The organism is Sphingomonas sp. NFR04, from assembly GCF_900114095.1.
Classification (GTDB): Bacteria; Pseudomonadota; Alphaproteobacteria; order Sphingomonadales; family Sphingomonadaceae; genus Sphingomonas.
Genome location: NZ_FORV01000001.1, coordinates 407,282 through 420,202, shown reverse-complemented (window position 1 = coordinate 420,202; position 12,921 = coordinate 407,282). Strand labels below are relative to the sequence as shown.

General features: G+C 64.8%; 6 protein-coding genes and 1 tRNA gene. 2 read left to right on the top strand and 5 right to left on the bottom strand.

The features are described from left to right. Nucleotides 1-29 precede the first annotated feature (29 nt). Entirely contained in the window at nucleotides 30-1,100 is a 1,071-nt protein-coding gene (locus BM009_RS01905) for an NAD-dependent epimerase/dehydratase family protein (RefSeq protein ID WP_093293197.1), read from the bottom strand. Nucleotides 1,101-1,309: 209 nt separating this feature from the next. Next, nucleotides 1,310-5,098 carry a calcium-binding protein gene (locus BM009_RS01900; protein WP_093293195.1) on the bottom strand — a complete coding sequence of 1,263 codons (3,789 nt, stop codon included), beginning with the start codon at nucleotides 5,096-5,098 and terminating at the stop codon, nucleotides 1,310-1,312. 285 nt (nucleotides 5,099-5,383) lie between these two features. On the opposite strand from BM009_RS01900, the gene BM009_RS01895 reads away from it, so the two are divergent. Both BM009_RS01895 and BM009_RS01890 read left to right on the top strand, forming a co-directional pair. Continuing rightward, nucleotides 5,384-7,105: a type I secretion system permease/ATPase gene (locus tag BM009_RS01895; RefSeq protein ID WP_093293194.1), complete on the top strand. Its 1,722-nt coding sequence runs from the start codon at nucleotides 5,384-5,386 to the stop codon at nucleotides 7,103-7,105. Further along, entirely contained in the window at nucleotides 7,102-8,457 is a 1,356-nt protein-coding gene (locus tag BM009_RS01890) for an HlyD family type I secretion periplasmic adaptor subunit (RefSeq protein ID WP_093293192.1), read from the top strand. The genes BM009_RS01895 and BM009_RS01890 overlap by 4 nt, the downstream gene beginning before the upstream one ends. Nucleotides 8,458-8,761: 304 nt before the next feature. On the opposite strand, the gene BM009_RS01880 is transcribed toward BM009_RS01890, so the two are convergent. The 3 genes from BM009_RS01880 to BM009_RS01870 all read right to left on the bottom strand — a co-directional run bounded on the left by BM009_RS01880 (nucleotide 8,762) and on the right by BM009_RS01870 (nucleotide 12,812). Beyond that, a tRNA-Thr gene (locus BM009_RS01880) sits at nucleotides 8,762-8,837 on the bottom strand. 173 nt (nucleotides 8,838-9,010) lie between these two features. Next, nucleotides 9,011-11,746, bottom strand: a complete 2,736-nt coding sequence (locus BM009_RS01875) for a TonB-dependent receptor (protein ID WP_217644151.1) — start codon at nucleotides 11,744-11,746, stop codon at nucleotides 9,011-9,013. 76 nt (nucleotides 11,747-11,822) lie between these two features. Next, complete coding sequence (locus BM009_RS01870; protein WP_093293190.1) at nucleotides 11,823-12,812, bottom strand: glycosylasparaginase; 990 nt, start codon at nucleotides 12,810-12,812, stop codon at nucleotides 11,823-11,825. Nucleotides 12,813-12,921: the final 109 nt, after the last annotated feature.

Genomic DNA, 12,921 nt, shown 5'->3' with positions numbered 1-12,921 from the left:
ATCAATGGCGGTATCGGGCCAGTACCGGCCTATAATTGCGGTCGCCCGATGACCTGACCCTGAAGTTCGGCCTGATATATCGGCGCGGACATTCCGTGCCAACTTTTGTACCAGTCGACGAACACAGCCACCCCGACATCGATGGGCGTGGCGGGCACATATTGCGTCAATGCCTTCAGCAGCGAGGGGTCTGCATAGGTTAGGGGGACATCGCCCGGCTGGTTCTCCAGCATGCGGATCGTCGCTCGCCTCCCCAGACAATTCTCGATCGTCCGGACGAACTCGATCAGCGGCACGGGTTTGCCGCCGGCGATGTTCACGGTGCGGAAGGGCGCGTGTTGCGAAAGCGTGTCGGTCGCCGCGCTCGTGCGCACGCGGCTCGCTTCGGTGGGAAGGACCGGGATCAGCCTCACGATCGCCTCCACCAGATCGTCGACATAGGTGAAGTCCCGCGACATCCGGCCGTGGCCGTACACGTCGATCGGGCGATCGTGCAGGATCGCATCGACGAACTTGAACAGCGCCATGTCGGGCCGGCCCCAGGCGCCATAGACGGTGAAGAAGCGGAACGCCGTCGTGGGGATGGAGAAGAGATGCGCATAGCTATGTGCCATCACCTCCATGCTCTTCTTCGTCGCGGCGTACAGGCTCAACGGTTCATCGGTCCCATGCGATTCCGCAAAGGGCGCTATCGGGTTGGCGCCGTATACCGACGAGGTGGAGGCAAGCAGCAGATGGCGGGGTGGTGCTGCACGGGCGGCTTCGAGCACCTGCCAGGATCCGGCCAGATTGCTGTCGATATAGGTACCGGGATGGTCGATCGAGTAGCGGACGCCGGCCTGTGCAGCGAGATGCACGATCACATCGGGTGCGCAGCGTTGGATGGCGCCGGCTATCACCCCCGGCTGCTCGACCATCCCGCGGATCAAGTGGAACGAGGGCCATCTCTCCAGCCGTTCCAGCCGGGCTTGCTTGAGCGCGGGATCGTAATAGCGTGTCATGCCATCGACTCCGCAGACACCGTGCCCATCGGCCAACAAGCGGCTTGCGAGATGATAGCCGATGAACCCGGCAGCACCGGTGATCAAGAACTGGGTCATGCGCCGGCTTCCTCCCGGTGAACCGTCGCACCTTGTGGACCAGGCACGTGGATGCAGTTGACGAGAAGCATGCCGGTTTCCTGCAATGGCGGATTTCGAAAGCAGGGTAGCGACACCCGCGTCCGGCAGTAATTACCGAGATGGGTGGTCTGCATTTCCATCTGCGCTCCAGCATGGCAACGCCTGGAAAATTGGAGGTAGGGGGCCACCTAGAACAGGTGGTGCGCATCGAATGCCGCGAGCGCGTTGGCACCCTGCAGCGTCACCGCCTGATCGAGTGCGCCATCCCCATTTCCATCCCAGAAGACCCAGCCATCCGTAGTCCCGGCGATGAACACCGCCGCTATGCCAGGCGTCGCGGCCGCTTTCGCCGCGGCCAGTGCGGTGCTGTAGTCGTTCGATGCGATCGCCTGTTCGGCATAGGCTGCGTGCGATAGCGCCGATGTGAAGACGTCGATGTCGATAGAGTCCTGCGTCCCGTCGAAATCGGTAATGGTATCGATGAAGCCGCTGTTCGCCGACGTGTCGCCGAACGCGAAGGTAAACGTATCCGCGCCGGCACCGCCGGTCATCACGTCCTTCCCCTTGCCGCCGATCAGGATGTCGTCCCCGGCCTGGCCGAGCAGCGTGTCGTTGCTGGCCCCGCCGTCGAGCAGATCGTTACCGTTTCCTCCGTCCAGCTTGTCGACGCCGTTGCCGCCGAACAGCCGGTCGTCGCCGCCGCTGCCGCTCAGCACGTCATTGCCTTCGCCGCCCTGCAAAATGTCGTTGCCGTCGCCGCCGTCAATCGTGTCGTTGCCGAGATCGCCTGACAACAGGTTGGCGGCACTGTTCCCGGTCATCACATTGTCCAGCGCGTTGCCATAGCCATCAATGGCGGCCGAGCCGGTCAGGGTGAGCCGCTCGACCTGATCGGCGAGGCGGTAGGTGACGGAGGCGTTGACCAGATCGCCGGTGCCGCCGCCGGCGAGCTCGATCGCGACATCGTCGTTCGCCGCGTTGCCGTCATCGGACCAGCTGTCGACATAATAGGTATCGTTCTCGGTGCCGCCTTCCATGTGGTCCGCGCCCGTGCCGCCGTCCAAGACGTCCGATCCCGCGCCGCCGAACAGGCTGTCGTTGCCGGCGTCGCCGTTCAGGACATCGGTTCCGTCGGCGCCGAACAGCGTGTCCGCGCCGTCGCCGCCCAGCAGCCGGTCATTGCCGGCGCCGCCGTCCAGGATATTGTCCAGCGCGTTGCCGGTGATGGTGTTGGCGAGGATGTTTCCCGTCCCCGCAAGCGCGCCGCCGACCAGCGTGAGGTTCTCCACCTCGGCCGTGAGCTGATAACTGACGCTGCTGATGACGAGGTCCGTACCCGCGTTCGGGGTTTCGACGACCAGGTCATCATTGCCCGCAAAGCCGTCGTCGGACCAAGTGTCGACATAATAGGTGTCGTTGCCGGTACCGCCTTCCATGCGATCGGCACCCAGGCCGCCATCGATGACATCGTTTCCTGCCAGCGCGTAGATCGTGTCGTTGAGGTCTGTGGTCTGCAGTGCCCCCGGCGCGGTAGGAGAGAAAATGTTCGCGGCGCTGGTGCCCGTCAGCGTGCGGCCTATTTCGTTCACGTCGAGGATCTGTACGCCCAGCGCCTGCGTGTCGGTGAAGGCACCGTCGCTGGCCGAGACGATCACGTCATAGACGTTGTCGCCATTTGCGTCGCGGACGAACTCGAAGTCGGGCGCCTTCACGAAGCGCAAGGCGCCGGTGGCACCGTCGATGGCGAAGAACGCCGCGTCGGCGCCGCCAACGATGGCGTATGTCGGGATGGTGCCGTCGCCGTCAGTCGCAGTAACGGTCGTCACAAAGCTGCTGTTCTCCAGCATCGCGACCTGCGCCGTCGCGCCAGCGCCGTTGGACTGAATAACCGGCGCGAGGTCATTCACATTCCCGATGCTGATCGAGAGCGCCTGGGTGACCGTCGTGACGCCATCGCTGGCGCCGACGACGACCGAATAGATATTGTCGCCATTTGCATCGAGGGGCTGCTCGAAATCGGGGGCGTTCTTGAAGGACAGCGCCCCGGTGACCGGGTCGATGGCAAAGAGCGCCGCATCGTCGCCGGACAGGATCTGGTAGGTTGCGGCGGTGCCGTCGGCGTCGCTGGCGCTGATCACCGCGACCCCGGTCGTGTTTTCCGCGAGGGACAGCGTGGCTACGGGGGCGCCCCCGAAGGAGGTGAGCACCGGCGGATTGTCGTTCACGTCTGTGACGGTGACAGCCAGCCGCTGATGATCTCCATTGGTCCCATCGCTGACACCGATCACGACGTCGTAGACATTGTCGTGATTGGCGTCGCCTGGCGCCTCCCTGTCGGGCGCGACGGCGAAGGACAGCGCGCCGGTATTTGCGTCGATCACGAATTGCTGAGCATCGGCTCCGCCGACGATCCGGTAGGAGAGGGGAAGTCCGTCGGGCTGAATAGCCTGAACCGTTGTCACCGAGGTGCTGTTCTCCAGTATCGAAATCGATCCGGCTGCCATCCCGCCGTCCGAGGTGATGGTGGGGGCGCTGCCGTCGCTGGCGTCCGCCACCTTGATCGTGAGCGCCTGCCGCGCGACTCCACCAAATCCGTCGTCGGCGATTACCGTGACCTCATAGCTGTTGTCGCCATTCGCGTCGTAGGGGTCCTCGAAATCGGGAGCGGTGACGAAGGACAGCTCGCCGGTAGCGGCGTCTATGCGGAACAGAGCGGCGTCGACGCCGCCGCCGATGGCGTAGCGCAGCGATTGGCCGACATCGACATCGCTGGCGAGTACCGTTGCGAGTACGCCCGTTGCCCCTTCAACGATATCTATGGCAGCGGTCGGGCCGCCCCCGTTGGAGACGATGACGGGCGGCGTACTGAGGTGGTCGGTGGAGACCGTGCCATCGGCAAAGGCGAAATATTCCACGTTCCGGATCGTGTCCGTTCCGTCCGGGCTGCCACTCCGCAGATCGCCGAGGGTCAAGCTGCCGTCGCCGTTGACGGTGAAGCGATAGTCGGTGCGATTTCCGGTGAAGACCACCGTGTCGCTATCGTCGCCGCCGTCGATGGTGTCGTCGCCGGCACCAGCGAGGATCGTATCCGCCCCGGCGTCGCCGCCCAGATAATCCCGGCCGGTACCCCCATCGATCAGATCGTCCCCCGCGTCGCCATGGAGTTCGTCATTGCCGGCGCGGCCGTACAGTTGATCATTGCCCGCGCCGCCGCTCAGCTTGTCGTTGCCGGAGTTGTTCAGGTCGTCGCCATAGAGAATGTCGTCTCCGCTTCCCCCGACCAGCGAATCGTCGTCCGCGCCGCCGTAGAGGATGTCGTTGCCGTCTCCCCCGTCGAGCTTGTCGTTGCGGCCGCCACCGTAGAGAACGTCGTTGCCGCGTTGGCCGTACAGCGTGTCATAGCTGGAGCTGTTGTCGTAGCCGAGGTCCTCGCCATAGAGGATATCGTTCCCGTCGCCGCCATAGATCACATCTGCCCCGGCGAAGCCGAGGATCAGATCGTCGCCCGCTTCACCGTACAGGATGTCCGCGCCCGCACCGCCGACGATGGTGTCGTTGCCGTCGCCGGCATAGATCTTCATGTCCTTGGCATACGCGACGCCGCCAACGCCGTGCGCGGTCAGGTCGACAAAGTCGTCCCCGCCGCCCAGGTACATCAGCTGAATATCTCGGAACCCCCCAAATCCGTCGCCGAAGCCACCATTGTTGTAGACGATGGCGTCGTTAAAGTTGGACCCGTAGAGAGCATCGGTCTTGTCGCCGATGATCAGATCCATCGAAATGTTGACGTTGATGCCGATCAGTTGGAACACGGATCCGTCCGCCCAGTGCAGCGACGTGTTCCAGACGAAATTCGCGACAGTTCCGTCCGCGCGGAGGCGATCCAGGTTCGTATCCTTGTTGAACAGGAAGAACCTGTCGGGTCCGGTTCCACCGGTAACGGTGGAACTGCCCAGGACGTTGAAATAGTCGGCCATTATGCCCTCCCGCGCGGCACGCGAGCCGCTGGGACATCGTACGCCGACACATCGCAGCGCGACACACGCGCAGTTGGGTACTATCGTAACCCCCAAGACCTTCAGCGACGGTGCTTCGGCCGCCTCGGGCAGCAAGTGAGCTAACCCGGAAGAGTGATCACGCGCCGCCGCTGTCGCATGCGATGCATGCGCAAAGGGGCGCGGGCGCCTTCGACAAGGTGTGTTTCCTCACTTCGCGGGTGAAGATGGCGATAATCATTCAGCTAGTGTCGCAGGAACTGCACGATGCCCGCGGATGAGGCGCGTCACTCGACGCCGCTGAACGCAGCCTTCGCGCTATGCAAGTCGCACTTCATCGGCGCAGCCTGCTTCAGCGCGCTGGTCAATTTGCTGTACATCGCGCCTACCGTCTACATGCTGCAGGTATATGATCGTGTGGTGCCCACGCACGGTCTGGCGACATTGGCCGTGCTGACCGTCGCGCTGCTCTTTGCGCTGGTTACGCTGGCCGTGCTCGACCGCATTCGCGTGCGTCTGCTCGTTCGTGCCGGGCTGCGGATCGACGCAGCGCTTGCACCGGCCATTCTCGATGCCACGCTCGCGCGTTCGCAGCCGATCATGGCGCGACAGGCGATGCGAGATTTTGACGCCGCACGGCAAACCTTCACGGGCGCAGGCGCACTGGCGCTCTTCGACGCGCCGTGGATGCCGGTATATCTCCTGATCTGTACGCTGCTGCACCCCTGGATCGGGGCGCTCGCTCTGGTGGGCGTGATGGCGCTTTCGCTGACCGCCTGGTGCTCCGAACGCGCCACGAGAGCCTCGGTTGGCCGCGCGCAGTTGCTTTCCGCGACCGTCTATGCGGGCCAAGATGCCATTCTGGCGCGATCCGACATCGTTCGCGCGCTGGGCATGCGGAAGGCGATGGTGCGGCGCCAGATGCGGCAGCGCGAGGCGTTGCTCCACCAACAGGTCGCGGCAGGCTTCGCGTCCGGAAACTATACATCGTTCGGGCGCTTCCTGAGACTCGCGCTACAATCCTGCGCGCTCGGGCTCGGCGCCTGGCTGGCGGCGGAGGACCAGATATCGGCGGGCGCGATCTTTGCCTCGTCTTTTCTCATCGCGCGGGCGCTCGCCCCTGCCGAACAGTTGATCGCATCGTGGCGGAGCCTACAGCAGGCCCGTAACAGCATGCGCCAGTTGAACGCGCTGCTGGGCGCGACATCGCCGGAACTGCGCCTCACGCCGCTTCCGACCCCGCGCGGCGCCCTGCGGCTGGAAAATGTCACTGTCGTACATGAACGGCGTGAGCTGCCCCTCCTCACTGCCATCCACTGCGACATCGCCGCAGGAGAGGCCATCGGTATCATCGGGCCCAGCGGCGCGGGAAAGTCGACGCTGCTGCGGTTGCTGGCCGGGATCGTCCCGCCGAACCGCGGCACCCTGCGCATCGATGGCGCAGAGTCCAGCCAATGGGACGCGGATCGCCTCGCGCATCACGTCGGCTATCTGCCGCAAGACCCGCAGCTCTTCGGCGGAACGATCAAGGAGAATATCTGCCGTTTCGCCACCGAGCGTCTCAAGGAATCGGGGGGCGCCGATCAGGGCTCGATTGCCGCGGCGCAGGCGGCGGGCATTCACGAGATGATCCTGGGGCTGCCGGGTGGCTATGAGTATGTACTCGATGCGCAGGGCGGGGGGCTGTCGCTGGGCCAGGCGCACCGCATCGCGCTCGCCCGCGCACTCTACGGCGATCCCGTGCTGCTCCTCCTCGACGAACCGAACGCGCATCTCGATGGGGCGGGCGAAGCGCGTCTGCTGGAGGTATTGCAGCAAGCGAAGGCGCGGGGGTGCACGATCGTTCTCGCTTCGCACAAGCGTACGATTCTGCCGGTCCTCGATCGCTTGATCGTGCTCAACAACGGCCGCGTCCAGCACATTGGCCCGCGCGACGCGGTTCTTGCTGCACTTGACGGCAGCACTGCCCGAACGGTGGCGCACGCATGAAACATGCTGGACCAGCCGCGTTCGAGCAGGCCCCTTCGTTGGGCGCCGACCCGGGCGGTTCCGCGCGCGACATACGGTGGGGAGCAATCACGGCGCTCTTGTTCTTCGGGTTGTTTCTTGGCTGGGCGGCGCTGACCCGGCTGGATGCTGCAGCCTACGCGCCCGGCGAAATTGTGGTCGCCGGGGAACGACAGGCCGTGCAGCAACGCGAAGGCGGCGTGATTGAGCAGCTGCTGGTCGCCGAGGGGCAGCATGTCGAGCAAGGGCAGCTTCTGATCCGCCTATCTGCGGAATCGCTACGCGCGCAGGAACGCGGGCTCGTCGGTCAACAGGTCCAGCTGTTGGCCCAGCGCGCGCGGCAGCAGGCCCAGCTGCTCGGACAGAGCAGCTTCGCGCCGCCGGGCGAATTTGCAGGGCTGACCGGCAATGCCCTGCGCGAGGCACAGCAGGCGATGGCGCAACAACACGCCATGCTGGCTGCGCTGACGAGCGAGTTGGCGGCGCGCAAGGCAGAGCTGGCACAAAGATCCAGTCAGTCGCGGCACCAGGCACAGGGGCTGCGCTACCAACGCGCCTCCACCGAAAAGCAGATTGGCCTGCTGACGGCCGAGCTTTCAGCGCTTGCACCGGTGGCGCGCAAGGGCTGGGTCTCGCAGACCCGGCTTCGCGAGCTGGAACGGTCGCATGCCCAACTGGCAGGCCAGCACGACCAGCTGGACCAGGGTGCCTTGCAGGCGGACAGCGCGGTACGAGAAAGCGAGTTGGCGAGCGCCGAAGCGACAAGTGCCTATCGCTCACGCGCGCAAGCCGATTTGTACCAGACTCAGATGGCGCTGAACGATCTCGCACCGCGCCTGTCTGCCGTACGCGAACAGCTGGCCCATGCGGAGATCCGTGCGCCGGTCACGGGTACGGTCATCGGTCTGGCCGTGTTCACCGAGGGCGGAGTCATCGCGCCGGGGCAGACGCTAATGGAGATCGTTCCCGATCATCGATCATTGCTCCTGCGCGTCCGCGTTTCTCCGGACGACGCGGCCGATGTGAAGGTTGGTCAGCGAACGATCATCCGGCTTGGCGCGCTGCGCGACCGAAGCTCTCCAGACCTCACCGGCACCCTGACGCGCATCTCGGCAGATCGGCTGGTGGAACCGCGCACGGGCATCCCCTTTTTCTCGGCGGATGTCATCATCGATCCGTCCGCGCTGGGTCGCGGCGGCTCAGGCAGTACCACCTCCATGGCGAAACCCGGCACTCCCGCGCAGGCATTGATCCAGTTGCGGCAGCGGACGCCGTTGCAATATGCGTTGGCTCCGCTGCTCAGCCCCTTCTGGCGATCGTTGCGGGAGCGTTGAGAATTGTTGGTTTAACGCTGTCCGCGCGGTGAGCTTGTTGCCGTCCGGATTCCCGAGATAGGCAACGAAGGCACCGTTCGGGCGCTCGCACGGTGGCGTTTCGATGGAGGTGCCACCATGCGCGGTGCCGGCGTCGCGCCATGGGCAGCGGCGTCTGCCGCTCGTTCCGTACCCCGCAGCCGATCCGTCGCCTGCGCATATGCCGATAGGGCAAGAGCCCTCGCAGACAGGCTCACTTCGCAGCCCCCGGTTCAACTGAACCAAGGAGCAATAGTCACAAACCCTAAGAAACGGCGGATTTCCGTGGTGCCGGTTGCAGGAATCGAACCCGCGACCTTCGGTTTACAAAACCGCTGCTCTACCAGCTGAGCTAAACCGGCCCTGGCTCGCGCGAAGCTAGGCTGGGCCCGCATCTGCGCGGTTTGCCGCGGCGGGTCAAGCGGGAAGGGGGCGCGCGCATCCCTCAAAAGAAACGCCCGCCCGGCGGACCGGGCAGGCGCAGGTGCTTGGGAACCGGGTTCGGCGCCGGCTCTCACCGGCGCCGAGGATGCGATTACATCCGGAAGCTCGCGCTGAGCGAGAAGGTCCGGCCGTTCTTGTACAGGGCGGTCGGCGCCGACGGCGTCGCGCTGTACTGGTAGTAGGTTTCGTCCAGCAGGTTCGACGCGTTCGCCGTGATCGTGAAGTTCTCCAGCACCTTGTACGATGCCGAGAAGTCCAGCTGGCGATACGAGTCGGTATAGTCCGCCGAAGACAGGCGACCGAAGACGTAGAAGTACTTCGAGCGATAGTTGTAGCTCACGCGCGCCTGGAACGGGCCGCTCTCGAAATACGGCACGATGTTGTAGGTGTTGCGCGAGAGATAGGGCAGGCCCTGGCCGCTGATGCCGGTATCCGCATCGGCGAAGGTGTAGTTCGCCTGGATGCCGAAGCCGTAGGCGATCGGCGTCTGCGCGGTCAGCGAGAAGCCGGTCACCGATGCCTTGCCGCCGTTGACCGGCTGCGAGATCGCATAGGTGCGGCTCTGCTGGGTCAGCGGGTTGGTCAGCTGGACGTTGACGTTGATGTTCGAGATGTAGTTCGAAATGTCGCGGTAGAAGATTTCGCTCGAGACATAGCCCGTCTTACTGAAATACCATTCCGCCGACAGGCCGAAATTGGTCGCGGCATAGGGCTTCAGGTCCGGATTGCCGGCGCTGCCGGTGCTCTGCGTGTCGTCGAGCGACAGGGCGCCTGCCAGCTGCGAATAGCGCGGGCGGGCGATCACCTTCGCCGCGGCTGCACGCAGCACCACGCCGGGGCCGGCATCATAGGCGATGTTGAACGCCGGCAGGAAGCGGTTGTCGGTGCTCTCCGAGTGCTGCAGCGACGCCTGGCCGTTCGAGTTGGCGTAATAATAGCTGTCGTCCTTGGTGCTGACGAAGCGACCGCCGATGTTGCCACGGAACTTGCCGGCCTCGAAATTGGCCTGGACATAGCCGGTGTAGATCTTCTCCTTCACCCGGAAATAGCCGCTGGTGTCGAGCGGGCGGGTGACGTTGAGCACGTTCGAGCCGGTCAACGCCGCGATCATCGCTTCCTTGGTCAGCGTGGCGAAGGGCGTGCCGTTGCCGCTCGTCGACAGGCCGTCATACAGGTCGCTGGCGAGGGTGTAGGGGCCCAGATCGGCCAGGGTGAACGCCGCATTGGTGAAGGTGGCGCCGCCATAGCTGGACTGCTGGTTGCCATGGTCGTTGTAGCGGCCGCCGAACATGATCTTCGTCAGCGGGCCGAAGGCGACGTCGCGCTGGAAATCGATCTGGCCGTACTTCTCGTCGTCGACCGTCTGGTCGGCGTTGGTGATGCCGCCGATCTGTGCGCCGAAATAGCCGGCACCGTTGGTCGCGGCGAGCACCGCCGCTTCGTCCTGCAGCTTCGATTCACCCGGCGAGGTGCTGACCCAGTTCGTGCCGTCGCTGGCCGGATTCTGCCAGTCGAGCGAGGTGTTGCGGCCGTTGGCGCCGACGGTGAAGCCCTGCAGCGTGCGGAAGTTCAGCAGATATTCCGGCTGCTTGCCGCCCGATGCACGGCTGTAGCCGCCGTTACCCGACACGTTCCAGCCGCTCACGTCCCAGTTGAAGGCGAGCGTGCCGCTGTCGTTCTTGATGCGCGTGCGGCGGAAGTTGGTGTCGAGTTCGCCGGTCCAGTTGGTGCCGGTGCCCGGGCCATAGGTGGCCGAGGTGATCAGGCCGTTGCTGACGGTCGCCTGCTGCGCCAGCCCGCCCCGCGTGTTGTAGCTGTACTCGGAGGTGCTGAAATTGTCGTAGTTGCCGCTGATGACAAGACCGGTGGCGGTCAGCGTCAGATTGTCCGCCGGCTTCCACTGCATCGCGCCCGAGAAGCTGAGGCGCTGGCGGGTCTGCTCGAAATATTCGTGCGCGAGGTAGGCCGGGAGACGGGCGTTCAGCAGATCGGTGTAGCTGCCGCCATTGACCTTTAGCGCCGGGTTGATCGGCACCGGGTTGCCGCTGGCATCCTTGATGACGTTATCGTTCTTGTCCTTCTGGAAGAAGGTGTCGCCGGTCATGTAGCCATAGACCGCCACGCCTGCGCGCGCGAGATACTGGCGGTCGAAGCCGACCGAGCCGAGCACGCCGAAGGTGCCGGCGTCATTGTGCCAGCTGTACAGGATCGAAGCGCGCGGGCTGCCGCGGTTCGAGCGATCATTATAGGCATAGCCGCCCGATGCCGTGATCGTGTTCGGCTTGAGGTCCAGCGGCTTGCGGGTGACGACGTCGACGGTGCCGCCGATCGCGCCTTCCTGGAGGCGCGCTTCCGGCGTCTTGTAGACGATCGCCTGGCTGATGATTTCGGGCGAGAGCAGCGAATAGTTGAAGCTGCGGCTCGAACGGTCCGAGGGGTTGCCGCCCCAGTCGGCCGAGGCGATCGAGTGGCCGTCGATCAGGATGCGGTTCAGCGCGGGCTCGACGCCGGCGATCGAGACCTGCTCGCCTTCGCCGAACTGGTGGTCGACGGTCACGCCGGGCAGGTGCGACAGCGATTCCGCGATGTTGCGGTCCGGGAACTTGCCGACGTCTTCGGCGCTGATCACGTCGACGATCGCGTTGGCCTTGCGCTTGGTCGCGGCCGAATCGGCGAGCGAGCGGGCATAGCCGGTGACCACGATCTGATCGCCATCATCGGCCTGCGCAGGCGCCTGCGCGGGTGCCGAAGCGGTTTGCGCCAAGGCAGGTGCCGCCACGGTGACCATGGCGATGCCGAACGCGGCGCGCGTGCTGCTGGAGCACATCAAAGATTTGCGAAAACCCCTCATATTCTTTTCCTTCCTTCGCCCCCAGGCTGATGATTGCTGCGTCAGGTTCTATTTATTTCCCGCGCAGGCTTTCGGCGGCGAGCACGCTCGTCGCCCCCCCAAGATCGGTAACCGCATAGGTAAAGCCGGGCTGGAGCGCATAGGCGCCGACCCGGCCGTGGCGGTCGATCGCGAGGAACGCGACCTGCGCGTCCTTCACGGCATCGCCGCGCAACTTGGCGATGTGCAGCACGGCCTCGCGGCAGGCGGCCATCGGATCCATCCCTGCGCGCATCGACGAGACGACGCGCGCCGAGCCGGCGATGCGGGTCACCTCTTCGCCTACGCCGGTGGACGTCGCGGCGCCGACGTCGGGCTCGACCATCAGGCCGCATCCGGCCTGGGGGGAGTCGCCGACGCGGCCGCGCAGCTTGAACGCCATGCCCGAGGTGGTGCAGGCGCCGGCGAGCCGACCATTGGCATCACAGGCGACAATACCAATCGTGTCATGATCGAGCGCCGAGCCGCGCTGATTTTCTATATTGGCTACAGGCTTGTACTTGGCAGTCTTAAGCCATTCGCGCCACGCCGCCTCGGCCTCGGGCGTCAGCAGGCGCGTCTTCGGGAAGCCCTGTTCGAGCGCGAACTGGCGCGCGCCTTCGCCCACCAGGAAGGTGTGCGGGGTCTTCTCCATGACGCGGCGCGCCACCGAGACCGGGTGGAGGATGTCTTCGAGCGCAGCGACCGCGCCGACATTGCCGCGATCGTCCATGATGATCGCATCGAGCGTCACATGGCCGTCGCGGTCGGGATAGCCGCCCAGACCCACCGAATGGTTCTTGGCGTCTGCCTCAGGCACCCAGCCGCCGGCCTCGACCGCGTCGATCAGCGATCCGGTCTTCTTCCACTGGGCATAGGCGGCGGCATTCGCTGCTGCGCCGAAGTCCCAGGTTGAGACAATCAGCGCGCGCTTGGCAGAGCTTTGCGCCATCGCCGATGCGGAAGGCAGCACGGCTGCGCCCGCCAACCCCAATTTCAAAGCTTCGCGTCGACCCAGTCCCATCGTCGCATCCCCACGCGGCGCCGCTGCGCCGCTCTCCTCGTTGCCCGCGGCGTCACATTGCTGTCACCGCTTGGCAGGGATGCTGTCATAGGTCCCATCGGTATACAAT